This window comes from Xanthomarina sp. F2636L, from assembly GCF_026410195.1.
In the GTDB taxonomy this organism is placed as follows: Bacteria; Bacteroidota; Bacteroidia; order Flavobacteriales; family Flavobacteriaceae; genus Xanthomarina.
Map to the genome: position 1 here is coordinate 1 of NZ_JAPMLM010000065.1, position 25153 is coordinate 25153.

Annotated in this window: 23 protein-coding genes and 1 other RNA gene; 15 read left to right on the top strand and 9 right to left on the bottom strand. The window is 31.2% G+C overall.

Features of this window, described 5'->3' with window-relative positions; genetic code table 11:
- From OS191_RS06710 to OS191_RS06725, 4 genes are all read left to right on the top strand, one after another.
- Window positions 1–1362: T9SS type B sorting domain-containing protein (locus tag OS191_RS06710; protein ID WP_267154954.1), on the top strand; the 1362-nt coding region annotated here is incomplete at its 5' end.
- A gap of 29 nt (window positions 1363–1391) precedes the next feature.
- Window positions 1392–2321, top strand: a complete 930-nt coding sequence (locus OS191_RS06715) for a PorP/SprF family type IX secretion system membrane protein (RefSeq protein WP_267154955.1) — start codon at window positions 1392–1394, stop codon at window positions 2319–2321.
- A 12-nt stretch (window positions 2322–2333) separates the two neighbouring features.
- Complete coding sequence (locus OS191_RS06720) at window positions 2334–4247, top strand: OmpA family protein (RefSeq protein WP_267154956.1); 1914 nt, start codon at window positions 2334–2336, stop codon at window positions 4245–4247.
- A gap of 4 nt (window positions 4248–4251) precedes the next feature.
- Window positions 4252–4674, top strand: a complete 423-nt coding sequence (locus OS191_RS06725; protein WP_267154957.1) for a DUF1573 domain-containing protein — start codon at window positions 4252–4254, stop codon at window positions 4672–4674.
- 68 nt (window positions 4675–4742) lie between these two features.
- On the opposite strand, the gene ssrA is transcribed toward OS191_RS06725, so the two are convergent.
- Window positions 4743–5137: a transfer-messenger RNA gene (gene ssrA, locus OS191_RS06730) on the bottom strand.
- A gap of 189 nt (window positions 5138–5326) precedes the next feature.
- On the opposite strand from ssrA, the gene OS191_RS06735 reads away from it, so the two are divergent.
- Genes OS191_RS06735 through OS191_RS06745 form a run of 3 tightly spaced genes read left to right on the top strand, consistent with a single transcriptional unit; the run spans window position 5327 to window position 7702 of the window.
- A complete protein-coding gene (locus OS191_RS06735) occupies window positions 5327–6532 on the top strand; it encodes an NAD(P)-dependent oxidoreductase (protein WP_267155034.1) in 1206 nt (401 codons plus the stop codon).
- A gap of 10 nt (window positions 6533–6542) precedes the next feature.
- Window positions 6543–7325 carry an SDR family NAD(P)-dependent oxidoreductase gene (locus tag OS191_RS06740; RefSeq protein ID WP_267154958.1) on the top strand — a complete coding sequence of 261 codons (783 nt, stop codon included), beginning with the start codon at window positions 6543–6545 and terminating at the stop codon, window positions 7323–7325.
- An 11-nt stretch (window positions 7326–7336) separates the two neighbouring features.
- Window positions 7337–7702, top strand: a complete 366-nt coding sequence (locus OS191_RS06745; protein WP_267154959.1) for a DUF1801 domain-containing protein — start codon at window positions 7337–7339, stop codon at window positions 7700–7702.
- A 2-nt stretch (window positions 7703–7704) separates the two neighbouring features.
- On the opposite strand, the gene kdsA is transcribed toward OS191_RS06745, so the two are convergent.
- The 3 genes from kdsA to OS191_RS06760 form a co-directional block, all read right to left on the bottom strand.
- Window positions 7705–8523: a 3-deoxy-8-phosphooctulonate synthase gene (gene kdsA, locus OS191_RS06750; RefSeq protein WP_267154960.1), complete on the bottom strand. Its 819-nt coding sequence runs from the start codon at window positions 8521–8523 to the stop codon at window positions 7705–7707.
- A gap of 34 nt (window positions 8524–8557) precedes the next feature.
- On the bottom strand, window positions 8558–8917 hold the full coding sequence (locus tag OS191_RS06755) for a hypothetical protein (RefSeq protein WP_267154961.1): 360 nt from the start codon (window positions 8915–8917) through the stop codon (window positions 8558–8560).
- Between the two features lie 194 nt (window positions 8918–9111).
- Window positions 9112–10167: a hypothetical protein gene (locus OS191_RS06760; protein WP_267154962.1), complete on the bottom strand. Its 1056-nt coding sequence runs from the start codon at window positions 10165–10167 to the stop codon at window positions 9112–9114.
- Window positions 10168–10329: 162 nt separating this feature from the next.
- Here OS191_RS06760 and typA point away from each other — a divergent pair, with 162 nt between their 5' ends.
- Window positions 10330–12129, top strand: a complete 1800-nt coding sequence (gene typA, locus OS191_RS06765; protein WP_267154963.1) for a translational GTPase TypA — start codon at window positions 10330–10332, stop codon at window positions 12127–12129.
- A 183-nt stretch (window positions 12130–12312) separates the two neighbouring features.
- On the opposite strand, the gene OS191_RS06770 is transcribed toward typA, so the two are convergent.
- Window positions 12313–13473: a glycosyltransferase family 2 protein gene (locus OS191_RS06770; protein ID WP_267154964.1), complete on the bottom strand. Its 1161-nt coding sequence runs from the start codon at window positions 13471–13473 to the stop codon at window positions 12313–12315.
- Window positions 13457–14677: a hypothetical protein gene (locus tag OS191_RS06775; RefSeq protein ID WP_267154965.1), complete on the bottom strand. Its 1221-nt coding sequence runs from the start codon at window positions 14675–14677 to the stop codon at window positions 13457–13459. The genes OS191_RS06770 and OS191_RS06775 overlap by 17 nt, the downstream gene beginning before the upstream one ends.
- A gap of 283 nt (window positions 14678–14960) precedes the next feature.
- Here OS191_RS06775 and OS191_RS06780 point away from each other — a divergent pair, with 283 nt between their 5' ends.
- The 3 genes from OS191_RS06780 to OS191_RS06790 are packed head-to-tail and all read left to right on the top strand — an operon-like array spanning window position 14961 to window position 18355.
- The gene (locus tag OS191_RS06780; protein ID WP_267154966.1) at window positions 14961–15941 is read left to right on the top strand and encodes a GNAT family N-acetyltransferase; all 981 of its coding nucleotides are present in this window, start codon (window positions 14961–14963) and stop codon (window positions 15939–15941) included.
- Complete coding sequence (locus OS191_RS06785; RefSeq protein ID WP_267154967.1) at window positions 15938–17038, top strand: DegT/DnrJ/EryC1/StrS family aminotransferase; 1101 nt, start codon at window positions 15938–15940, stop codon at window positions 17036–17038. The genes OS191_RS06780 and OS191_RS06785 overlap by 4 nt, the downstream gene beginning before the upstream one ends.
- Window positions 17039–18355 carry an O-antigen translocase gene (locus OS191_RS06790; protein ID WP_267154968.1) on the top strand — a complete coding sequence of 439 codons (1317 nt, stop codon included), beginning with the start codon at window positions 17039–17041 and terminating at the stop codon, window positions 18353–18355. It begins immediately after the preceding gene.
- Here the strand turns inward: OS191_RS06790 and OS191_RS06795 are convergent.
- The gene (locus tag OS191_RS06795) at window positions 18352–19497 is read right to left on the bottom strand and encodes a glycosyltransferase family protein (RefSeq protein ID WP_267154969.1); all 1146 of its coding nucleotides are present in this window, start codon (window positions 19495–19497) and stop codon (window positions 18352–18354) included. The two genes, OS191_RS06790 and OS191_RS06795, sit on opposite strands and share 4 nt — an antisense overlap.
- 41 nt (window positions 19498–19538) lie before the next feature.
- Here OS191_RS06795 and OS191_RS06800 point away from each other — a divergent pair, with 41 nt between their 5' ends.
- Window positions 19539–20369 carry a glycosyltransferase family 2 protein gene (locus OS191_RS06800; protein ID WP_267154970.1) on the top strand — a complete coding sequence of 277 codons (831 nt, stop codon included), beginning with the start codon at window positions 19539–19541 and terminating at the stop codon, window positions 20367–20369.
- Window positions 20359–20781, top strand: coding sequence for a sugar 3,4-ketoisomerase (locus OS191_RS06805; RefSeq protein WP_267154971.1), 423 nt, complete (start codon window positions 20359–20361; stop codon window positions 20779–20781). The genes OS191_RS06800 and OS191_RS06805 overlap by 11 nt, the downstream gene beginning before the upstream one ends.
- Here OS191_RS06805 and OS191_RS06810 read toward each other — a convergent pair.
- Window positions 20778–21701: a glycosyltransferase family 2 protein gene (locus tag OS191_RS06810; RefSeq protein WP_267154972.1), complete on the bottom strand. Its 924-nt coding sequence runs from the start codon at window positions 21699–21701 to the stop codon at window positions 20778–20780. The two genes, OS191_RS06805 and OS191_RS06810, sit on opposite strands and share 4 nt — an antisense overlap.
- A gap of 1 nt (window position 21702) precedes the next feature.
- Window positions 21703–22587, bottom strand: coding sequence for a glycosyltransferase family 2 protein (locus tag OS191_RS06815; protein WP_267154973.1), 885 nt, complete (start codon window positions 22585–22587; stop codon window positions 21703–21705).
- A 219-nt stretch (window positions 22588–22806) separates the two neighbouring features.
- Between OS191_RS06815 and OS191_RS06820 the strand changes: the two genes are divergently transcribed.
- Window positions 22807–24237, top strand: coding sequence for an MBOAT family O-acyltransferase (locus OS191_RS06820; protein ID WP_267154974.1), 1431 nt, complete (start codon window positions 22807–22809; stop codon window positions 24235–24237).
- Window positions 24237–25151 carry a hypothetical protein gene (locus OS191_RS06825; RefSeq protein WP_267154975.1) on the top strand — a complete coding sequence of 305 codons (915 nt, stop codon included), beginning with the start codon at window positions 24237–24239 and terminating at the stop codon, window positions 25149–25151. The genes OS191_RS06820 and OS191_RS06825 overlap by 1 nt, the downstream gene beginning before the upstream one ends.
- Window positions 25152–25153 lie beyond the last annotated feature (2 nt).

Consider the following 25153-nt stretch of genomic DNA (forward strand, 5'->3'; position numbering starts at 1 on the left):
TCTGAGGATTGTGACGATAACGATGCAACCAACACAAACTCTAACGTCAACGATGCCGATTGCGATGGTGTTCCAACCAGTGAAGACTGTGATGACAACGATGCTACCAATATAAACTCAAACGTCAATGATGCGGATTGTGATGGTGTTCCAACGTCAGAAGATTGTGACGATAATGACGCAACAAATACGAATAGTAACGTCAACGATGCTGATTGTGATGGCATTCCAACATCAGAAGACTGTGACGACAACGATGCAACCAATACAAACTCTAACGTCAATGATGCCGATTGTGATGGTATTCCAACAAGCGAAGACTGTGACGATAACGATGCAACGAACACAAACTCTAATGTAAACGATGCGGATTGTGATGGCGTCCCAACATCTGAGGATTGTGACGACAACGATGCAACTAACACAAATTCTAATGTAAACGATGCCGATTGTGATGGCGTTCCAACATCCGAGGATTGTGATGACAACGATGCAACCAATACGAATAGCAACGTCAATGATGCCGATTGTGATGGCGTTCCAACATCTGAGGATTGTGATGATAACGATGCTACCAATACGAATAGTAACGTAAATGATGCGGATTGTGATGGCGTTCCAACATCAGAAGACTGTGACGATAACGATGCAACTATTGGTCAAAACTGTGATGGAGAGTTAATAGTGATTAAAACAGCTGAGGTTTTTGGCACTAGACTAGGTGATCAAATTACCTACACCATAACTGTTGAGAATACAGGTGATGTAGTCTTAACGGAAATAAGCCTTGTTGATACGTTTTTAGATGCAAATGGAAATATATTAACATTAACTACCGAGCCAACATTTGATAGTGCAGATTTTGGAAGTGCTGAAGGAACTTTATTAGTAGGTGAAATTGCAACTTACACGGCAACATTTATAATAACTCAAGAAGCAATTAATGCAGAAGGAGTAAGTAATAGTGTGGTTGCCACTGGAATAACACCAGATGCAATAATTGTATCTGACACAAGTGATGATGATGATGATTATGATGGTAATACAACCGATGATCCGACAATAACTCAATTAGGGTGTTTGACAATCTATAACGAGTTTTCACCGAACAATGATGGTATAAATGACACATTCATTATTGGTTGTATAGAAGATTACCCAGACAATAAATTAGAAGTATATAATCGTTGGGGAAATATGGTTTATTCAAAACGAGGATATCAAAATAATTGGGATGGAACTTCAAACGGTCGAGTGGCAATTAACGAATCAAAAAAGTTGCCTGTAGGAACTTATTACTATGTATTGGATTTAGGAAATAGTTCTGCCCCAAAAGTTGGATGGTTATACATAAACAGATAATTTTTTTACCCAAATAAAAAACAATAAAAATGATACATAAATCATCAAATATAAAAGGATTAATTATAGCTATAATTACGTTAATGGTTACTTTAAATGGTTTGGCTCAGCAAGATCCTCAATTTACTCAATACATGTATAATACTATGAGTATTAACCCAGCTTATGCAGGGCAAAGGGAGACTTTAAGTATTACTGGCCTTTACAGAACACAATGGGTAGGCATTGATGGGGCTCCAAAAACACAAACCTTAGGAGTTCATTCTCCGTTACGCAATGAAAAAATTGGTTTGGGACTCTCTATTGTAAATGATGCCTTAGGGCCTGTAAATGAAACTTATATAAACGCAAATTTTTCATATACAATACCTTTAAATAGCAATGGGACAAAACTATCATTTGGACTTAAAGGAGGAATTAACTTATTAAATACGGATTGGAGTAAAGGAAGTTACCAAAATCCAGATCGTGTATATAGTGAAAACGTAAGTTTGCTTTCACCAACTATTGGAGCTGGTTTATACCTACATTCTAGAAAATGGTATCTAGGGTTTTCTGTGCCAAACTTTATTAAGACAGAACATTATGATGATTTTCAAGAATCACTAGCTGCAGAACGTTTACACTTCTATTTAATTGGTGGTTATGTATTTGATTTAAGTGAAACAATAAAGCTTAAACCTGCTTTCTTAGTTAAAGCAGTCTCAGGTGCTCCACTAATTGCAGATGTGTCAGCAAATTTTCTTTTCAATGACAAACTAACCTTAGGATTAGCTTGGCGATGGGATGATTCATTTAGTGCATTGGCAGGTTTTCAAGTAAATAAAGGCTTGTATATTGGTTATGCATACGATTTAACAGCAACAAATTTGAATAATTATAATAGTGGAACACATGAAATCATGCTGCGTTTTGAGTTACAAAAATCAGGTAGATTTATATCCCCAAGATTCTTCTAAAAAATAAATACGATGAAAAATAAACTACTTATAATAGTACTAATTCTTATTACGAATCTGTCATTTGGACAAAATAAAGTGAATAGAAAGGCTGAAAAGGCGTATACAAATTTTTCTTATGTTAAATCAGTACAACAGCTTTTGGAATTGGCAGAAGAAAATAAAGCAACATCTGAAGACCTTCAACATTTAGCAAATTCTTATTATTTTAACGGAGATATGCAAAATGCTTCTAAATGGTACGAAGAACTATTGAGGCAAGATCGAGAAGTAAACTCTGAGAGCTATTTCCGGTATGCATTAAGCTTAAAAGCAATCAATAATTATTCTAAAGCCAATGATATAATGAATTTGTTTTGCGAATTAAGCCCAACAGACTCAAGAAGTATATTGTTTAAAGAGAACATTAATTATCTCTCTGATATAGAAAGTCTATCAGATAATTTTGAGCTAATAAACTTAGATGTTAATACATCATTATCTGATTTTGGAGTGTCAGTTTATAAAGGCAACTTAATTTTTGCATCTTCAAAAGATTTAGATGGAAAACTATACTCATGGAATGAGCAACCATTTTTAGATGTTTTTCAATTAAATGAGGATGGTAGTGTCGATAAGCTTATTGGAGAGGTTAACACAAAATATCATGAATCTTCAACAACTTTTAGTAAAGATGGTGAGACTATGTATTTTACAAGGAATAATTTCTTTGAAGGAAAACTAAAAAAAGACACTACTAGTACCTATAAGTTAAAAATATTCAAAGCTAAACTAGTTGATGGGCAATGGACAAGTATAGAGTCTTTGCCATTTAACAATGATAAATATAATGTAGCCCACCCTACTTTAAATCAGGATGAAACAAAATTATATTTTGCGTCAGATATGCCAGGTACTTTAGGGGCTTCAGATATTTTTATGGTTAAAATACATGAAGATGGAAGTTTTGGTGAACCGGTAAATTTAGGATCTAAAATTAATACAGAAGCAAGAGAAAATTTTCCATACATCAGTAATAATGGTACACTTTATTTTTCATCTGAAGGAAGAATAGGTTTAGGCGGTTTAGATGTATACAAATATGAAAATATTGAATCAATTAAAACGTCTAATAATACAGCAACAAATTTAGGGAAACCTATAAATAGTAAAAAAGATGACTTTGCTTTTATTTTTGATGAAGTAACAAGGCAAGGTTATATTTCTTCAAATAGAGAAGGAGGGAAAGGAGATGATGATATATATTCATTCGAAAAACCTTTATGTAACCAATTAATTTCTGGAACAGTTTTAAATGCTATAACTAATGAAATAATTTTGGAGGCTGATGTTACTTTATATGATGAAAATAATTCTATCATAAGAACTTTTAAATCTGATTCTAAAGGGATGTTTAGTGATGAATTATCTTGTGAAGCGGCAGTAATTAAAGTAATTGCTGAAAAGGAAGGATACAATCAAGGATTGACAAATTTTGAAATTAAATCAAACTCAAGTGAAGACCTTACGCTTAAATTGAGTTTAGAGCCAAAACCGAAAGCTGCAGCTTTAGGAACTGATTTATTTAAATTATTAAATTTAAATCCTATTTATTTCGACTATGATAAGTCATTTATAAGGTCTGATGCGGAAATAGAATTAGCAAAAATAATCAATTATATGAAAGAATTTCCTTCGGTAAAGGTAGATGTGCGTTCGCATACAGACTCACGAGGTAATGATTCTTATAATTTAGCTCTATCCAATAGAAGGAATAAATCAACAAAGGAGTATCTTATTAATATTGGAGGTATCTCTGAAGATAGATTGTCTGGAAAAGGTTATGGAGAGACCCAACTTACTAATAAATGCTCGAATGGAGTAAAATGTAGCAAAGAGGAACACCAGGCAAACCGAAGAAGTGAATTTATAATTACAGAAAACTAAAAAAATGAAAAAAATTCTAATCGTATTAGCTGTTTTAGCATTAACAGCTTGTAAAAATGAAAAATCAAAGCTTACTAAAATAAGCAAAACCTTAAATAAGTCGGAGGTTAATAACTATCCAAATATAACTTTTGAAGAAACAGAACATGATTTTGGATTTATTCAACAAGGTGACCAGGTGTCTACTGTTTTTAAATTTAAAAATACTGGTACAGAATCGTTAGTTATATCGTCTATAGAAGCGAAATGTGGTTGCACCGTTCCAAACGATTGGCCAAAAGAAGCTATTCTACCAGGAGAACATGGACAATTTGAGGTGCAGTTTAACTCCACGAATAAGAATGGTAGAATCAAGCAACCAATAACTATTACCTCTAATAGCAAAGCTGTTCAAGATGTTGTAACAATTACTGCAACTGTTAATTAAGATTTAAAATAAGGGAACTTCTTAATTAGATTAAAAAAGCCTTTAGAGTTATTCTAAAGGCTTTTAGTTTGTGGAGTCGGAGAGAATCGAACTCTCGTCCAAACAAGCCACTAAAGAGCTTTCTACACGTTTATTCTGTTCTTGGTTTTTCGATTGTAAGCTGGTTACAGACAACCTACTTACAACTTATCTTCTTTAGTTTCAAAAGTAAATCGAAGCGCTCTACTCTCTATATTAACATTTACGATGCCTCTAATAGAACGCCGTTAATCAAGGCTTTCAGGAGACATTTAGCTTGTACACCTTGTGTACCTAGGCCAATCCTACTATAATTCAGATTAGGCAGCTAAAGCGTAGTTATTCTCGCCGTTTAAAAGTTTGACCTAGCCTTTTACGTGTTTCAAAGTCATTACACGACGTGCTTACCGTTTAATTGATCTCGCTGTCAAAACCAGTCGACCCCAAATAAATTATAATCCTTTTTTTAAAAGGAAAGCGAAGTTACTAAAAAATAGTTGTACAACTTCATAAATCCATGTATTTTCGTGCAAATTCTATACCAAAAACCCATGGTCTCATCGAGATATCACTTCAAGAAAGTTGATATATAATTAACAGAATAATTTATAAGTAATAATTTTTAGCAATGAGTATTAAATTCGCCATCATAAAAGAACGAAAAAACCCACCAGATAGGCGTGTGGTATTTTCACCAGAAAAATTAGCTGAAGCTAGAAAACAATTTCCAGAAGCTACTTTTAAAATAGAATCGAGTGAAATACGCGTATTTCCAGATGAAGCATATAAAGCCTTAGGTTTTGAAGTTACTAATGATGTTAGTGATTGCGATGTTATGTTAGGTGTAAAAGAGGTCCCTATAGATGCGCTTATCCCTAATAAAAAGTATTTCTTTTTTTCGCATACTATTAAAAAACAGCCATACAATAGAAAGCTGCTTCTAGCCATGCTGGAAAAAAATATTGAAATGTACGACCATGAAACTATTGTAAAGAAAAGTAACGCCAGATTAATTGGATTTGGTCGTTATGCTGGTTTAGTTGGAGCTTACAATGGATTTAGAGCTTTAGGCTTGAGAGATAACTTGTTTAACTTACCAAAAGTAGAAACTTTAGCTGATTTAAATGCTGTTAGGGCAGAATTAGATAAAATTACAATTCCTAATATTAAAATAGTTCTAACAGGAACTGGAAAAGTAGCTCAAGGTGCCAAAGAAATTCTAGACCACCTAAAAATAAAAGAGGTTAGCGATGCGCTGTATTTAACGTGTCACTTCTCCGAACCTGTTTATTGTATGGCAGATGTTATGGAATATAATATTCGTAAAGATGGAAAAGTTGGGAGAAAACAAGAGTTTTATAAGGATCCTACAGGATATAAAAGTAATTTTATGCCTTACGCTAAGGTAACGGATTATTTTATAGCTGGTCATTTTTATGGTAATAACGCACCTTACCTATTTACGAGAGAAGATGCAAAACATGCTGATTTTAAAATTAATTTGATTGCAGATATTAGCTGTGATGTGGATGGACCTGTAGCGTCAACATTAAGGGCTTCTACTATAGCAGACCCTTTTTATGGCTATGATGCAAAAACCGAAAGTGAAGTGGCCTACAATGCTAAAGATGCAATAACAGTTATGGCGGTTGATAATTTACCATGTGAATTGCCTAAAGACGCCAGTGAAGGTTTTGGAGAGATGTTTTTAGAGAATGTTATTCCTGCTTTTTTTAATAAAGATGAACGTGGTATTTTAAAGCGTGCAAAAATTACCGAGAATGGAAAACTAACGGAAAGATTCTCATATCTACAAGGATATGCGGATGGTAAATATTAAAATAGTTAATATGAATAAAACAGCTTTAGTAACGGGAGGCGCCTCTGGATTAGGATATGAACTAGCACTTTTGTTAGCTAAAGATGCACATAATTTAGTTTTAATAGATATTGATGCTGAAAAACTTCAGGAGGCAAAACAACTAATAGAATCTGTTTATTCGGTTACAGTTCAAATTTCAGTAAAGGATTTAAGTCAAGTCAATATTTCTGAAGAAATCATTGAAGAATTGAATGGTTTAGAAATAGATGTATTAATTAACAATGCCGGTTTTGGTTTGTTTGGTACCTTTTGGGAAACCGATTGGAAACGCGAAGAACAAATGTTGCATCTGCATGTAATGACTACCACTCATTTAACCAAATTGATTTTAAAAGGAATGGTTAAAAGAGGGTCTGGAAAAATTTTAAATTTATCCTCTTTAGCTGCTTTTCAGCCAGGACCATTAATGTCTTTATACTATGCTACAAAAGGATATATTCTTTCTTTCTCTGAAGCCATAGCATGCGAGTTAAAAGGAACTGGAGTTACAGTAACAGCTTTGTGTCCTGGGCCTACAAAAACTTCGTTTCAGCAAGTGGTTTCAAACAATACATCTGAAAATAAAATTACTTTTAATATGGCTAGTTCTAAAGAAGTAGCTGCTTACGGCTATAAATCTATGAATAAAGGTAAGGTCTATGCTATACCGGGTAGATTTAATAAACTTTTAGCAACTTTACCTCGTATCATGCCCAGAAATACTGCTGCTTTAATTGTTAAAAGAATTCAAGAGAAGAATCGTGAGGATTAATTCGACTTGTTATGAAACCAGCCGAAGAATACATACTAAAGCAAGTTGAGCCTTTCCGCTCTATATTGATGCATTTGCAGGTGGTTATTGAGCGCACTTTACCACAAGTCGAGTTAAAATATAAATGGAGGTTGCCTTGTTTTTATATAGGAAAGCGGCCAATTTGTTATTTAAATAAAAGTAAAGATTATGTAGATGTTGGTTTCTGGCATTCGGCTCATCTTTCAAAAAAGTTTGATGCTCATCTGGTAGGTGAAAGCCGAAAAATTGTAAAATCACTTCGATATAAGACTCTAGAAGATATCAAGGATGATATCTTAGTTTCTATTTTAAAGGAAGTAGAGCTGCATAAAGATAAATCGTTTTGGAATAAATAAAATTATAGAGAATTCACCACTTTTCTAATAGTAATTAAATTGGTCAATAATTTTTCCAAATTATCTAAATGAAGCATATTTGCGCCATCACTTTTTGCATTTGCAGGATCGAAATGTGTTTCTATAAATAAGCCATCGACATTATTTACAATTCCAGCTCTAGCAATAGTTTCAATCATATCTGGGCGTCCACCAGTTACACCTACAGTCTGGTTTGGTTGCTGTAAAGAATGCGTCACGTCTAAAACAGTAGGTGCATATTGACGCATGGTTGGAATGCCTCGAAAATCGACAATCATATCTTGATAGCCAAACATGGTGCCTCTATCGGTTATCCAAACTTTTTCGTTACCAGCATCTTTTACTTTTTGGACGGCATGTTTCATGGCTTCAGGACTCATAAATTGTCCTTTTTTTAAGTTGACTACTTTGTTTGTTTTTGCAGCAGCTACCACCAAATCTGTTTGACGAACCAAAAAAGCAGGAATTTGTAACACATCTACATATTCGGCAGCCATAGCGGCATCAGATATTTCGTGAATATCGGTAACCGTTGGGACATCGAATGTGTTGGATACTTTTTGAAGAATTTTAAGTGCTTTTTCATCTCCAATACCTGTAAAACTGTCAATTCTGCTTCTGTTAGCTTTTTTAAAACTTCCCTTAAAAATATATGGAATCTCAAGCGTCTCTGTAATTGCAATTACTTTTTCAGCAATACGCAAGGCCATATCTTCACCTTCAATGGCGCAAGGTCCTGCTAAAAGGAAAAAGTTATTAGAACTAGTGTGTTTTATTTTAGGGATCTCGTTAAGATTCATCTGCTTAAAATTTTAAGCCACAAAGATAGTCAATTTAGAATGCTTTTTTCATACTATTTCTAATCATCCAAAGCGACATTAAAAAGTTTGTAAAAACAAATATACCCCCAACAATAACAAAGTTTCTTACTGTTTCAGAAAATGTAATAATATTAAGGGTATCTATTAAGTATGCTAATATCATATAAGACGATAGGCATACAGAAACAATTCCTAATGAAAAATTAAGTTGTTTACTTGGTTTAATAAGTTGCCAAACAAATGGAATAGCTGTCAATAAAATAGGGTAAGCAGTTATGCCTTCATTTTTATTAACGTCTGTAAACCAATAAGCAACTGCTGCTATAAAATAGAAGTAAGGTGTGAATTTTGAGTATTTACTAATCAGTTTCATCTTTTAAAATTTAGGGTTAAACCTGTTTTTATTAAGATGTAAATTGCCTGTTGTGGTTTAATTACTGGTTAGTTTGGCTATTTACTATTAATCATTAATTAAACGAAAGATACAAACAGAAAGTATAATACTTTTTAACTATAACATTTACTTAACATAGTTTGTAAACTGATAATAGTGTTTTATTAGGGGTATTAAAATTTCATTATTGTGAACTCCGTTATATCACAATCGTTACAATACCAAACTTGAATAAAGTATATGTAATTTTCATTATCAATAATATCAGAATTTGATTGGGATAAAGTTGTTTGTGTGAATGTACTAAACATACCGTTTGGTGTGTCGGAGCCATCAATTATGTAGATAGGTAAAATTGAATTTTCGTTATATGCGTATTTGTTAGCTCGATATAGTCCAGCATAAGCAGTATTATGAACGCCATAACTTCCTGAATTGTCATTATCTTTCAATATTGCCTTAATACCAGCAAGAACGGTTCCATCTGGAATCTGAACCCCTCTTCGTAATCGCGTGTAAGTTGAATACTCGTCAATAATCGGTAGTTCAAACCTATTAAATATGTATTCACCTATAATTTCAGATATAACTTTCCCTGTTGCATCAACCTTAAGTGAACCATTATTATTACCTGCATATTGAGGTAGATAAAACTCTCCATTTTTAATCTCTAAAACACTACCTGTTCCAGTCTCAGTGATCCTTAGATTGTCATCAGGAGCATGATAATTTATATTAAATTTAGTATTCGTGCCATCTTTGAGACTAAGATTAAAAGCTGTAGTTGATTCGGTTGCAAAATCTGAAGAGTTGGAATGGGTTGATTCAGTTGCGAAATCTGAAGAGTTGGAATGTAGAGCATAAGGCACAGTCTTAAGTTGTGTCGTGCCTAAATTAACAAAATCAGGGCCACCAGTGTTTATTAGCACCATTAAAAAATGATCATCTGAAGCCCAATCTATGGCATTAAACGTTCCATAAACAGGTGTGCCTTCTCCAATGTTTAAAATAACTAAACCATTAGCATCAGTGTCTGGCATGTGTACTTCTTGATATACATTGGTTTGGGATGCTCCTTTTAATATTACAAACTGTATTAGTATTTCTGCATTAGTAAGGGGGTTGCCATTTTCATCTTTCACAATTGCCTTATAATTTATTCCATTTGTTTGTGATATTAAATTAGTGAAAGTGAATAAAGTTATTAGTAGTATTAATTTAAATTTCATTATTAAAGTTTTTGTTTGTTAGATAAATTTAAGGTAAAAAATTAATATTCAGTCATATAAAGCAGAAATTAATATTCAGTTGCGTTTAAAAAACTTGTTAATTATCACATACAACCTATTAAAATAAAACGTAACTTTGCACGCTCAAAATAAAGCACCTATATGGCTAACATTAAAAACATTGCAATTATTGCCCACGTCGATCATGGTAAAACTACTATGGTTGATAAAATCATGTACCATTGTCAATTATTTCGTGAAAACGAAAATACTGGCGATTTAATTCTAGATAATAACGATCTAGAGAGAGAACGAGGTATTACTATTACTTCTAAAAATGTGTCTGTTATTTATAAAGACACAAAAATTAATATTATTGATACTCCTGGTCACGCCGATTTTGGTGGTGAAGTAGAGAGGGTATTAAACATGGCTGATGGTGTTTTATTGTTAGTTGATGCTTTTGAAGGCCCTATGCCTCAAACACGTTTTGTTTTACAAAAAGCAATTGATTTAGGTTTAAAACCATGTGTGGTTGTAAATAAAGTCGATAAAGAAAACTGTACTCCAGACGATGTCCATGAGGCTGTATTCGATTTGATGTTTGAACTAGGGGCAGAAGAGTGGCAACTAGATTTTCCAACGGTTTATGGTTCTGCCAAAAACAACTGGATGAGTGAAGATTGGAAAAATCCAACAGATAATATTGAACCATTATTAGACATGGTTATCGAACATATTCCTGCTCCAAAAATTGTTAAAGGAAATACACAAATGTTAATTACATCTTTAGATTTTTCGTCTTTTACGGGGCGAATAGCTATTGGACGTTTAACTCGTGGTGAATTAAAAGTAGGTCAAAACATTTCTTTAGTAAAAAGAGATGGTAAGATTGTTAAAAATAAAATTAAAGAACTTCATGTTTTTGAAGGCGTTGGCCGTAAAAAAGTAGAAGAAGTTCAGACAGGTGATATTTGTGCGATTGTTGGCCTTGAAGGTTTTGAAATTGGTGATACTGTTGCGGATTTTGAAAATCCAGAAGGCTTAAAAACCATAGCTATAGACGAACCAACAATGAGTATGTTATTTACAATTAACGATTCTCCTTTCTTTGGGAAAGATGGAAAGTTTGTAACTTCTAGACATATTAAGGATCGTTTAAATAAAGAACTAGAAAAGAATCTGGCATTACGTGTTAATGAAACTGATAGTGCAGATAAATTCATCGTTTTTGGACGTGGTGTATTACACTTATCGGTTTTAATAGAAACGATGCGTCGTGAAGGTTATGAACTTCAAATTGGTCAACCACAAGTAATAATTAAAGAAATAGATGGTGTAAAATGTGAGCCAATTGAAGAGATGACAATAGATTTACCAGAAGAAGTTTCAGGAAAAGCTATTGAAATGGTTTCTACTCGTAAAGGCGAAATGTTAAGTATGGAAGCTAAAGGAGACAGAATGGTTTGTAAGTTTATGGTACCTTCAAGGGGAATTATTGGCTTACGTAACCAGCTTTTAACTGCTACAGCAGGAGAGGCGATTATGGCTCATAGGTTTAAGGAGTATCAACCTTTAAAAGGTGGAATTCCAGAACGTCAAAATGGATCTTTAGTATCTATGGAAAAAGGTCAAGCTATTCCTTATTCTATTGATAAATTACAAGATAGAGGGAAGTTTTTTGTTGATCCAGGTGAAGATATTTACGAAGGACAAGTAATTGGTGAAAACTCTCGTGGAGACGATATGACTGTTAATGTAACCAAAACCAAAAAGTTAAGTAACGTACGTAGTTCTGGAGCAGATGATAAAGCGAAGATTGTACCAGCTATTAAGTTTTCTTTAGAAGAAGCTTTAGAATATATTCAAAAAGATGAATATGTTGAGGTAACACCAAATCACTTGCGTTTACGTAAAATATACTTAACTGAAGTAGAGCGTAAAAGAAACAAGGCTATTTAATTAAATAGTTTAATAATTATATCTAAAGAGGAATTCTATAAACGAATTCCTCTTTTTTTTTAGTTGTAAATACAATTAGATATAACTTTTTTTGAATTTATTAAGCACAACGGGAGGGTGATGTTGCTGGGACTGTTTAGTTAATATTGATTTAATAAACCAATATTATGTGTTAAATAAAGATTAGTCATTAGCGTTCTTTAATCCCAGAATGCTGAAAAACAAACTAAAAAATATTACTTGCATCCCCAGAAGTATTGTAAATACTGCGGGTATAATAATCCTTAAGGTTTCTGACGGATTCAGTTCTCCAAAATCTGAATGTCTCCAAATACTGAATCCATAATAACTTAATATTACCCCAAGAATAAGAAATAGAACGCCGATTACCAAACCAGTTTCTAGGTTTAAATAATTGAATAACTTGTTGTAACGATTGCTCTTAGGAAGCAAGTTGTTTTCTACTGCATAAATTTTTGTCAGCGCATAAAAAACAATAAACTGAAAGCCAATTAGCACCATACTAGAAGAATATAGTAAAGTGTGAATATCTAATTTAACATTATTGATAACAATTGGGTGACTTATAATTATGGCTGAAGTAATAATGCCTAAGAGTATCAGAATGATACCTGGAATAAAAAAAAGCCATTGCGGACTGTATAAAAGTAAAAACCTTAAATGCCTCCAGCCATCCCTCCAGGTGTTAAGATGAGGTGCTCTAGTTCTTCCGTCTGGTTTTAAAGTAGTTGGTACTTCGGTAATGGTTAGATTATTTAGTTTGGATTTTACAATCATTTCTGAGGCAAACTCCATTCCAGTAGTTTTTAAATCCATTTTATAATAAGCTTCTTTACTAAAGCCTCTTAGCCCACAATGAAAATCGCCTATATTAATTTTATAGAACAATCGTCCTAAGAAAGACAAAACAGGATTGCCTAAATATTTATGTAGAAACGGCATGGCTCCTTCTTCAATCCCTCCTTTAAAGCGATTTCCCATTACTAAATCAGTACCAGCCCTAAGCTCTTTTAAAAAGGGTAATAAATTTTCAAAATTATAACTGTCATCGGCATCGGCCATAATAATATAGGTTCCTGAAGCAGCAATTATACCTCCTTTCAGAGCGCTTCCGTAACCCTTTTCTTCAACTGGTACTACTATAGTATCGTGACTTTTTGCTATGTCTTGAGACCCATCTGTGCTACCATTATCTGCTATTATAATTTCACCTGCAACCTGATTGGTTTGTAAAAATCGTTTCGCTTTTGTAATACATATGGCTATAGTCTCGGCCTCATTTAAGCATGGCATAACAATAGATAATTCAGGTTTTTTTTCCATGCTTGATTAACTTTAAAAGAATAATAAATATTAAGAAAAATAAAGAATAATTATAAAATAAATACCTCATAATGGAATGACTCGCTAAAGCAACAATTAAAGCATTTGAAAGGATTAATGACGAAAATAGAAATAAATAGAGAATAAACTTGTTGTTTGAGACGAAGAATCTTATTCCGCTATAAATAAAGACAAGAATCATAAAAAACAATAATAATTCCGATTTAAATCCATGAATTAGATTGTTGTAATACAGTTTTATCCATTTGTTGAAGTTATTTTTTATTAAAACTTTTACAATATTACCACTTGTATCTTCAATACCAACCCTTGCTTCTCTTATAGAATATCCACGATTTAAATAATATTCGGTACCACGATCGTGTACTGTGTAATTGCATATTTTGCCTAAATTGTTGTGAAAATGGTTGTAATAGTCCTTGTACGAATTTCTTTCTTTGCTTGACAATAACCAGTTGTTTTCTTCTATAAAACCATAACAATCCTTAAAAATATTTTTATCGTCTTCGTCTTTTATATATTGAATATCTGACGCATCACTTACATAAAAAGCAGCTCCAGACATACAGATATTAGTAAATGGAGTTGTTACAAAAAGATTGTCTTTTAGTTTGTGGTAGGTTCTATCCATTAAAGTAATAACAACTGGAATAAGAAGTAATAAAATAATGTTTCTAAGATGAGGTCGTTTTAATGCTAATGTTTTTATTTTAATGATATAAATAACTAGTATTATAATTGGCAAGACAATAAATTGGCCTCGAGTTAAAGCTAAAAGAATGAATGTGATTAATAAAAGCCGAAACGATTTTATGTGATAATTTGTAAGAAAATCTGTAGAAAAAGCAATAAATAAAAGATAAAGAGGATAACTTAAACCTTCAGAACAAATGTTATTTGCTATATATAAAGGTCCAAAAAATGGGAAAATTAAAAGTGCCAGAAAAACAAACTCACTGATAATATGTAACTGTAATAGCTTCGAAATTCTTGTTAGCACAACATGAACCGCAAATAGCCCAAATAAAAGTTGAAAGCCCACAGTAAAAACATTGAAATAATCTTGAAAAATAAATGTAAACAATTTTGCAAATAACGAATAACCAGGAGTTCTATAAATTTGTGCATTTAGATAACTTCCTGTATCAGGTGTATATATAGCATCATGAAAAATAAGAATCATGAATGTTAGCACATAAATTATTATAAATAGAAACTGTTTGTTTATTTTTTTTAAATAGTCCAACGTTACTTTTTTTAGCGATTAAATATAAGTAAACCATTCTATTAAAAAAGTAGCTACATTAAAAATGTCTTGCTATTTTTTTTTAAAAATTATATCAAATTATGAAGCTTAAGTAATAGTATTCGCTTATTTTGTAAACGATTTATTTTCTTAAGATAAATAGGTATTAATTTTTTTTGAAAGAAAAGAACTTTAATTTTAGATTTTCATATAGATACTCATGAGCGACTTTAAAGTTGTAACATATTCAGATAAAAATCACAAAATTTGGAATCATTTTGTCCAAACCTCAAAAAATGGAACTTTTTTATGTCATCGTGATTTTATGGAGTACCATCAAGATAGATTTAAAGATCAATCCTTCTTGATTTTTAAAGATAAAAAACTAGTTGCACTTTTCCCTGCAAACATTAAGAATCATATTATTTATTCGCATCAAGGACTTACTTATGGTGGCTTGATAGTTGGTAAGAATGCTACCTTTAAAACTATTATGAAAGTTTTTAAAAGTTTGCTTGAAACTATAGAAAATTTAGGGTTTGAAGAACTAATAATAAAACCAACACCAAGAATATACCATACACATCCAAGCGATGAAGTAGATTACTTGTTATTTAAACTTCAAGCCGAGCTTATAAGAAAAGATTTAACTTTAGTTATAGATACTAAGGATCCAATTAAAATAAGTTCATCTAACAGAAAGAGAGGTTTAAAAAAAGCACATAAAAACAATTTAATTATTAAGGAAGAGTCTGATTTAGATTTGTTTTGGAATCAGATTCTAAAACCAAACCTAAAGGAGAAACATGGTGTAGAACCGGTTCATACTTTGGAAGAAATAAACTATTTAAAATCTAAATTTCCTAATAATATTAGGCAATTTAATGTATATAATGACAATAATATTGTTGCAGGAACTACCATTTTTGAGACTGAGAAAGTGGCTCATGCCCAATACATTTCAGCAAACCATACCAAGCAAGAATTAGGTAGTTTGGACCTGTTGTTTCATCATTTAATTCATGATGTTTATGAGTCTAAGCCCTATTTCGATTTTGGTATATGTAGTGAAAATGGCGGTAAGCAAATAAATTCAGGCTTACAATCTTGGAAAGAATCTTTTGGAGCCAGAAGTATTTCGCATGATGTTTATAGTGTTTTAGCCAAAAACCATGTTAATTTAAACGATATTTTAATATGATAAAGTTTTTAGACTTAAATAAAATCAACAAAAGATTTGAACCTGAATTTAATAATAAATTTAAACAATTTTTAGACTCAGGACATTATATTTTAGGTAAAGAAGTAGCAACTTTCGAAACTAATTTTGCTAAGTATTGTGGTTCAAAATATAGTATAGGAACTAGTAATGGTTTGGATGCTTTAAGCTTAATATTTAAAGCCTATATAGAACTAGGAATTTTAAAAACTGGAGATCATGTGTTAATTCCGGCAAATACTTTTTTTGCAAGTGCCTTGGCCGTTATAAATTCCGGATTGATTCCTGTTTTTGTTGAGCCAGAAATTAACACCTTTAATATGTCGGTACAGGAAATTGAAAAGCAATTAACACCGAAGGTTAAAGCTATAATGGTTGTGCATTTATATGGACAATTAGTTAATATGGAAGCTATTAATGTTCTTGCAGAAAAAAATAATTTAATCATTATTGAGGACGCAGCTCAAGCACATGGAGCAGAGAACAAAGCTGGTAAAAAAGCGGGAAATTTAGGTCATGTCGCTGCTTTTAGTTTTTATCCTAGCAAGAATTTGGGGGCTTTGGGAGATGGAGGAGCAGTCACTACTAACGATCCTGTTTTAGCAAAAACCATCAAAAAACTTCACAATTATGGCGCTGATAAAAAGTATGAATATAGTCTAGTGGGTTTTAACAACAGATTAGACGAAATACAAGCCATGTTTTTAAATATTAAATTAAATGCGTTAGATGATGATAATTTTAAACGACAAGAAATTGCAAAACGGTATCTAACTGAAATATCCTCAAATAAGATAGAACTTCCATTTTATGATGGCTCTAAAAACCATGTGTTTCATGTATTTGTAGTAAGAGTAAGAGAACGAGAAAATTTTGTCTCTTATTTAAAAAAACATGATATTGAAACTTTAATTCATTACCCAATTCCACCTCACAAACAAAAGGCTTTAGTTCATTTTAATAATTTAAGTTTGCCCATTACCGAAAATATTCATAAAACGGTTGTTAGTCTTCCAATTAGTCCAGTAATGACAGACAAGGATGTTGCCCAAATTATAGAAATAATAAATTATTATTAATTGAAAAAATTAATTAAATACATAAACAATAACGTTTTAATTAAAGTTGCTTCGTTAAATTCTGTGTCGCTTTTAACCAGAATTGTCGGAGGACTTTTAACCTCGAATGCTATTGCTCATTTTATTGGAGCAGAAGGTATGGCACTTATCGGGAATTTAAGAAATTTTGTGTATTCCATTCAGTCTTTGGCTACTTTAGGTTTGTATAATGGTGTTGTTAAATATATTGCGGAATTTAAAAGTAATACTGTTGAGTTAAGCAAAACCATTTCTTCTACTTTTTATTTAGGTTTTATTTCAACTGTTGTCGTATCATTTTTGTGTTATTTTAATGCTGAATTTATTAATGATATTATTTTTCCCAAGTACAATGACTACGCTTATGTTATTGAAGTGTTAGCCATTGCTTTACCATTTTACACTTTGAATATGTTTACATTTTCAATAATGAATGGCTTTTCAAAGTTTAAAATTCTGATTATAATTAATATTATTGGTCAGATTCTAGGTGTGTCAGTTACCTTGTTATTAATTTATAAAAACCGGATTGATGGTGCTTTAATTTCTGTTGTTATTTCAGAGTCTTTAATCTTTCTAATCACCTTAGTTGGAATTGTTAATCAACGTAGTTTAATACCTTTAATAAAGATAAGTAACGTCAGATTTATAAACATAAAAAAATTGAGTTCTTATTCTGTTATGGCCTTATTTTCGGCTATGGTTATTCCTATGGTCGCCATTGGAATACGAAATTATATAAGTGATAACATTGGTTTGCGCGAAGCAGGATTCTGGGAAGCCATGACCCGTATTTCTAAGTATTATTTGATGTTTGTAAGTTCTTTGTTGACACTTTATATTTTGCCTCGTCTATCAGAAATTAACAATCCAAAGGAGTTTAGAAACGAAGTTTTTAATTTTTATAAAACCATTATTCCAATTTTTGCGGGCGGGTTGTTGGTTATTTACTTATTGAGGAGCTATATCATTACAATTGTTTTTTCTAGCGAATTTAAACCTGTAGAAGAATTGTTTTTATGGCAACTATTAGGGGATTTCGTGAAAGTGTTATCCATTGTAATTGCCTATCAATTTTTAGCTAAGCGCATGTTCTGGCACTATATAATTACTGAAGCTTTTTCGGTGCTAATTCTTTATGTGTCTAGTGTTTTGTTTGTAGATATGTATGGCGTAAAAGGTGCAACCATCGCACATTTTGTTACATATGTTTTATATTACTGTGTGATTTTACTTATTTTTAGTTCGTCACTTTTTGGAGTTATTCCAGATGAAAAAGATTTAACTATTAATGATTAGCATGTGCATCCCCAAATCTTCAGATATTTTTCAGCAATTAGAATATAATGGTGCTCTTTTTCTATAAAATCTCTTGCGTTTTTTGAAATGTCTTTAATTAACGCGGGGTTTTCAATGAGCCATTCTAATTTTTCAACTATATATTTAACATCTGGTAAGGCATTTATAGCAACAGTATTTTCGGCTAAATTATAATAATTTAGCCATTCTTTCTCAGCACCTGTAAAAACGACCTTTCCTTTTGCCATTGCCTCTAAAGCATTATAGCCTTGATCGAAACTGTAGAGCTGATCTAAAACTATATGAGCTTGATTGTACACTTCAATGTACTGATTGTAGGGAAGATTATAAGTTGTATGAATTTCTACCTTATTGCCATATTTTTTTTGAATAACCTCTAAAGCTTCTATAAAAAAATGAGAACCTTTTTTTATTTGAGACAAGGTGTTTATCCCATGAAAGATGTGAATTTTATCAGTTACATTAATTGGTTCAAAAGGTATTTTGTCTGTATTTATTGGGTTTGGGATTAATCCTAAATAAGCACTGTTACCTATTAAGGGAATATGATAATCCATATCTGAAGCAATCACACCACAACTATGTTTATAAATAAACTCATGAAGTTTTTTATAAGCTGGACTTATATATTTTAAACAATAATCGAATTGTTTTTTAAGGGCTTTGTTGTTTAAATAAGGCGACAATACAGAATAAGCTTCTTTTTCTTTTAAATAATGACTAATATTTATAAAATCGTCACCACAAGACAGTAAAAATAATTTCTTATTTTGAGTGAATAATTTCTTCAATAAGGGGATTTGTAATTTTGGATGAATAGAAAGTGCATCCTCATTTATAAGTTGAACCACATCAAAGTGATGTAACTTTTTTAAGGCTTTTCTAAATTTATAAGCAACTTCTAAATCAGCTATATCAAAGTTAGTTAGCTTATGGATGGCTTTTCTAATAAAAAGTAAAATAGGCTTGTTGCAAGTTTTAATTGAAAGATCGATGTCAGAAGGAAACTGTTTAAAAAGGTCACCATTTCCAACTAAAACAACGTCGTGTCCTAGTTTTTGTAATCCTTCCTTTAGGGAATTATGTAATCGACTAAATTCTCCAATTAAAAGTATTTGCATGCTTATTTTGATACCTTTGTTGTCCAAAGATACTCGTTTCAATGAACATTTCAGAAAAAACAAAAATTCCTTTAGAAATTCTTGTGGCTACAACCAATAGAAACTCATTGGATTTTATTAATAACATGTTTAAAAACAATGTTTTGGAAAATTATCAGGTGTTGATAATAAATCAGACCAGTGAAAATATGTTACTAGAATCTGATAAACCAAACATTCGTGTTATTAATTCTTTTGAAACAGGTTTGAGCCGAAGTAGAAACTTGGCCATACAACATGCCATTGGAGATATATGTTTGCTGTCAGATGATGATGTAATCTATCTGAAAAATTTTGAAAAACAGATCCTTAAGAGTTATAAGGAATTGCCTGGTGCAGGTGTTATTACCTTTAAAACTTTAACACCCAATAATAAGCCTTATAGTAAATATCCAGAAAAAATAATTGGATTAGAGAGTTTCTATAGAAAAGTGCTTTCTATTGAAATTTCTTTTAAAAAAGAAATTATCATTGAGAATAAGTTGTTTTTTGATGAGAATTTTGGTTTGGGAAGTGTTTTTCAGGATTGCGAAAACAGATTATTTTTAGAGGAAGTTTTAAAAAATAAACAGATAAATGCGTATTTTTCACCTGAATTTATTGTTGTGCACGAACCATTAAGTTCAAGTGACGATGTGACTTCAGATAGATATATGTTTGCAAGAAGTGCCTTGTTTTATAAATATCATGGTGTTTTGGGATGGATTTATGTATGCAAGCTTATTTTTTCGTTAGTTAATAGGAAATATATCAAGCTAAATAATGTGCCACATAAATTAAAGGTGGCAAAACAAAGTATTAATACCTACAAAAGCATGGTACATGGAGAGTAAAAAATCAATGATAGCTCAATTAGAATTAATTGAAATTCCTAAAATTGAAGATAAAAAGGGTAGAGGTAACCTATCTGTCATAGAAAAAGATTGTATCCCTTTTTCTGTTAAACGAGTGTATTATTTGTACGATGTGCCTAGTGATGCCTATCGAGGTGGTCATGCACATAAAAACCTATATCAGTTTTTAATCGCTTTAAGTGGTAGTTTTGATGTGGTTCTAGACGATGGAAAAGAAAAAACAACTATTACATTAAATAAGCCTAATAAAGGTTTGTTAATACCTAAAGGCATATGGCGTGAATTGGAAAATTTTTCTTCAGGTTCTGTTTGTTTGGTTTTGGCATCTGAAGAGTTTGACGAAGCAGACTACATAAGAAGTTATAAGAAATTTCTAAGTTTTAAAAGCTAAAAATAGTTCTTTTTAAAGCTTATTAAATTGTAGCTATTAATAATCAGTTTGGTTATAAATAATGGAGAATTAAGAAGTAGTTTTTGTTTAAAATTTAGCTTTTTAATGTCTATTTCATTTTTTAGCTTCTGAAAATTAAAGGTATCACCTACTAGCTTATATTTAATGGCTGAAGAAAATTTGTTTTTATTTATATAGTATTTAAAATAATCAGACTGGTTAGAATTGTTGTCATAATTTGAAAAATTAATCGATGTAAACTTTTTTCTATTAGACTTAGTTAATCCATCATCTACAACTAAATGAGTTGCTAATGGTGTATTTAAAAATACTACTTGATATTTTAATCCAACCCTTATCCAATATTCTGTGTCTTCACCAGTATTTAGATTTTCATTAAACTCACCAACTTTTTCTATGGCTTTTTTACTTAAAACAGAACTAGAGCAATGTAAAATAGAATGGTCTATACTAAATTTAAAATAGTTAAGTATTTGTACTTGATTTGGACTTAAATCTAAATTTTTATAGGAAGCAAAATAGCTGTTTTTATTTGTTTTTATTTTTAAAGCAGTAGCAAAAATATGTTCTTTTGGATAATTTCGAATTAACCTATTTATATGTTCAAGAAAATTGTGTTCCCAAAAATCATCTGCATCTAAAAAAGCCACATAATCAGCTTGTGCTTTTTTTATACCATAATTCCTAGCTGTAGATACGCCAGAATTTTTAATAGAATACACTTTTATTCTTTCATCTATAATAGTATCTACTATATCTAAACTGTTATCTGTTGAGCCATCATTAATCACAATAACTTCAAAATTTGAACAGCTTTGGTCAAGAACACTGTCTAAAGAATTTTTAATGTGCTTTTCTTTATTGTATAAAGGGATTATTATGGAGAAAAATGGTTTCATACTAATTATGTATCCTACAAAAATAACCTAATCTATATAAATCGAATAATAATAAATTCGGATTCTCTTGTGTTAGATTCGTCTTTATTTTTAAATCAAACATTAGCATAACCTTTCCAAAGAGATGCTGTAAATAAAACAATTTTAAAAATCCATAAGCTTTTAATAAGCTAATGTCGTTGTTGGTTACTTGTTTAGATTCATGTAAGTTTTTTAAAGTAAGCATGGCACCTTCTGTTTTTTTTAAAAACTCAGAATTTTCATCTAAACCAAAATGGTAGACTTCATTGTTTATATGCCAAATTTTAATTTGCCTTTTTTTTAACAAGGCTCCTAATAAATAATCCATCCCATAACTATTGTCGGTGTTATTTTTTATCAGTTCTTGATAAATAGACTTTTTTATTAGAACATTGGCCGAAATAATCACCTTATAAGGATTTTGATTTCTAATGGCAGCATCAACTTCTTCTCGTTGTTTTCCAAAAGTAAAACGCAAAGTTTTGTTTTTAGCATAAGAAGCTTCTTGATAAGCAAAACCACCAAAAATAGCCTCGTGATTACCTTTAATTTCTTTAAGATATTTGCTTAAAAAATTTGAATTTTTTGGTAATACATCTGCATCTATAAATAACAACCAGTTGTATTGTGCTTGTTTTGCTAGAAATAGTCTGCTTGCCGTTCTACCAATATTTTTTTTGGCTTCAATAAATTTACAATTTGATAAGTTATTAATTTTCTGATTTTCAATGTTTAAATCTGAAAAAGAACCATCATCTACACAAATAAGTTCAAAAGCTATATTTGTCTTTAGCGCTTGCCTCTCAAGCTCTACAGCTAAAGGAAAAGCATTGTAATGATATGTTGGAATTAAAATGGATAACATGAATGTTGTTCAATTGTTCAAATCTAATCAATATTGACACAAATTTCATAAAATTAAATCATTAGTTGAACTTGTGTTACTGTTGCATTTTTAATTAATAGCTATTAAATGAATGTGCCTTCCATAAATCAAAAAGCATATATTTACATCTAATTGCTTATTCGTTTTTATAACTAAAAACAGATTATTAGATTTACAATCAACTTCTAACTACAACCAATGCTATTTAATACTATAGATTTTGCCATTTTTATGCCAATTGTCTTTTTGTTGTATTGGTTTGTTTTCAAAAAGAATATCAAAGTCCAAAACCTATTTTTACTTTTTGTTAGTTATTTCTTCTATGCTTGTTGGGATTGGCGATTTTTAGGACTAATTTTCTTAAGTTCTTTGGTAGATTATTTAGTTGGACTTTCATTAGCCAAAACGGAACAAAAATTAAAACGAAAAGTTCTTTTAGTAATGAGTCTTGTCGCAAATCTAGGAGTGCTTGGCTTTTTTAAATATTATAACTTTTTTTTAGAGTCTTTTCAAGACGTATTTTTACTCTTTGGAAGATCTTTAGAGTCCAGTTCTTTAAATATTTTATTACCAGTTGGGATAAGCTTCTACACTTTTCAAACCTTAAGTTATACTATAGATGTCTATAGAAAACGAATGGAACCAACTAATAACATCTTATCCTTTTTTGCTTTTGTTAGTTTCTTTCCACAATTAGTGGCTGGACCAATAGAAAGAGCTTCAAATTTGTTGCCGCAATTTGAAAGGAAAAGACTATTTGATTATGCTAAAAGTATAGACGGTTTACGATTAATTTTACTTGGACTTTTCAAAAAAATGGTTATTGCCGATAACTGTGCAATAGCTGTAAATGAAATTTTTACGCATCATGCCGAATATAATGGTAGTACTTTGTTTTTTGGTGCTTTCTTTTTTGCTTTTCAAATTTATGGCGATTTTTCTGGTTATTCAGATATCGCTATTGGCTCCGCTAGATTGCTTGGTTTTGATTTAATGCAGAATTTTAATTCGCCTTATTTGTCAAGAAACTTAGGAGAATTTTGGCGACGATGGCATATCTCATTGAGTACTTGGTTTCGTGACTATGTGTATATTCCCCTTGGAGGTAACCAAGTGTCCAAAGCGAAATGGATACGCAATATTTTTGTGGTTTTTCTTTTAAGTGGTTTTTGGCACGGTGCCAATTGGACCTTTATTATTTGGGGATTTATCCATGCACTATTTTTCTTGCCTCTTATTTTTCAAAAACCTCACAAAAATAATAAGGATATAGCAGATAAAGGCAAATTGCTTCCAAGTGTTAAAACCATTTTTCAAATAGGAAGTACTTTTTTAATAGTTCTTGTGGCTTGGGTGTTTTTTAGAGCAGATAATGTCTCTCATGCTTTTATGTATCTGGGAAGTATGTTTTCTAAATCCTTGTTTTCTTTTCCAACAGTTTCAAGAGGTTTGGTTTTATTTTTAATTGTTTATATGGTTTTCGAATGGCTTCAAAGAGATAAAAAACACATATTAGAAATTGATTTTATAAAATCTAAACCTTTAAGAATAGGTGTATATTATTGCTTGGTGTTTATTATATTTTATTTTGCCGGCGATACACAACCGTTTATATATTTTCAGTTTTAATGAAGAAATTACTAACACATATCTGTCTTTTTTTAATTCCAATTTTTGTGGTTTGGACTTTAGCTGAAGTATTTTACAGAACCGTTCCAAATAACTATACGTTTAAGCATGAGCAGATTTCGAATTTTAATGATGATGCCGAGGTACTTATATTGGGAGATTCGCATACTTTTTATGGAATCAACCCAGAATGGCTTTCTTTAAATGCTTATAATTTGTCTAATGTAAGTCAGACTATTTATTTCGATAAATTGTTGATTGAAAAACATATCAATCATTTGCCTAAATTAAAACATCTTATTTTGTCTGTAGAATATACCACATTAAGTCAGGCAGATAATACACAGGAGGATATTTGGAGAAAATATTTTTACAGTGCTCAAATGGATTTAGAAGTTCCATTAATTTCTTGGTACAATCCCAAAAAGTACAGTCTAGCTTTAGCACGAAAGTTAAACAAAACCTGGCATACATATAAAGATTTTAAAAAAGAAGGCACGTTAATTGGTTGCGATGTTAAGGGGTGGGGAAATACGTATCTTTCAACACTAGATACTTCAGAAATGGAGTATTTAGCTAAAGTGGTAGCAAAAAAACACGAAGATAGCTCTATGGATTTCAGGTTGAATACTGAAAGAATTCAAAGCATAATTGATTTGTGTAAAGAAAGAGATATTGAGGTCCTTTTAGTAAATATGCCAGTTTCCCAAAATTATTTAAATTATTTAAATCCTGAAAAACTACAAAAAATTCAAGCTACTTGCGAAGCAATAATCAAAAATAATCCCAACGTGAGAGGTTTAAACTTTCTAAGAAACTCTTATTTTAAGTTAAACGACTTTCAAGATGCTGATCATTTAAATGCCCAAGGTGCTAAAAAATGTACTTTATTAATTGATGAGTTTTTAAGATAAAA

Coding starts and splice junctions, on each gene's coding strand:
- OS191_RS06755 (WP_267154961.1), bottom strand. CDS start 8,917: ATGAAACTGATTAGTAAATACTCAAAATTCACACCTTACTTCTATTTT.
- OS191_RS06780 (WP_267154966.1), top strand. CDS start 14,961: ATGAGCGACTTTAAAGTTGTAACATATTCAGATAAAAATCACAAAATT.
- OS191_RS06800 (WP_267154970.1), top strand. CDS start 19,539: ATGAACATTTCAGAAAAAACAAAAATTCCTTTAGAAATTCTTGTGGCT.
- OS191_RS06745 (WP_267154959.1), top strand. CDS start 7,337: ATGAAACCAGCCGAAGAATACATACTAAAGCAAGTTGAGCCTTTCCGC.
- typA (WP_267154963.1), top strand. CDS start 10,330: ATGGCTAACATTAAAAACATTGCAATTATTGCCCACGTCGATCATGGT.
- OS191_RS06805 (WP_267154971.1), top strand. CDS start 20,359: ATGGAGAGTAAAAAATCAATGATAGCTCAATTAGAATTAATTGAAATT.
- OS191_RS06725 (WP_267154957.1), top strand. CDS start 4,252: ATGAAAAAAATTCTAATCGTATTAGCTGTTTTAGCATTAACAGCTTGT.
- OS191_RS06825 (WP_267154975.1), top strand. CDS start 24,237: ATGAAGAAATTACTAACACATATCTGTCTTTTTTTAATTCCAATTTTT.
- OS191_RS06740 (WP_267154958.1), top strand. CDS start 6,543: ATGAATAAAACAGCTTTAGTAACGGGAGGCGCCTCTGGATTAGGATAT.
- OS191_RS06775 (WP_267154965.1), bottom strand. CDS start 14,677: ATGATTCTTATTTTTCATGATGCTATATATACACCTGATACAGGAAGT.
- OS191_RS06720 (WP_267154956.1), top strand. CDS start 2,334: ATGAAAAATAAACTACTTATAATAGTACTAATTCTTATTACGAATCTG.
- OS191_RS06760 (WP_267154962.1), bottom strand. CDS start 10,167: ATGAAATTTAAATTAATACTACTAATAACTTTATTCACTTTCACTAAT.
- OS191_RS06810 (WP_267154972.1), bottom strand. CDS start 21,701: ATGAAACCATTTTTCTCCATAATAATCCCTTTATACAATAAAGAAAAG.
- OS191_RS06770 (WP_267154964.1), bottom strand. CDS start 13,473: ATGGAAAAAAAACCTGAATTATCTATTGTTATGCCATGCTTAAATGAG.
- OS191_RS06795 (WP_267154969.1), bottom strand. CDS start 19,497: ATGCAAATACTTTTAATTGGAGAATTTAGTCGATTACATAATTCCCTA.
- OS191_RS06815 (WP_267154973.1), bottom strand. CDS start 22,587: ATGTTATCCATTTTAATTCCAACATATCATTACAATGCTTTTCCTTTA.
- OS191_RS06715 (WP_267154955.1), top strand. CDS start 1,392: ATGATACATAAATCATCAAATATAAAAGGATTAATTATAGCTATAATT.
- kdsA (WP_267154960.1), bottom strand. CDS start 8,523: ATGAATCTTAACGAGATCCCTAAAATAAAACACACTAGTTCTAATAAC.
- OS191_RS06785 (WP_267154967.1), top strand. CDS start 15,938: ATGATAAAGTTTTTAGACTTAAATAAAATCAACAAAAGATTTGAACCT.
- OS191_RS06820 (WP_267154974.1), top strand. CDS start 22,807: ATGCTATTTAATACTATAGATTTTGCCATTTTTATGCCAATTGTCTTT.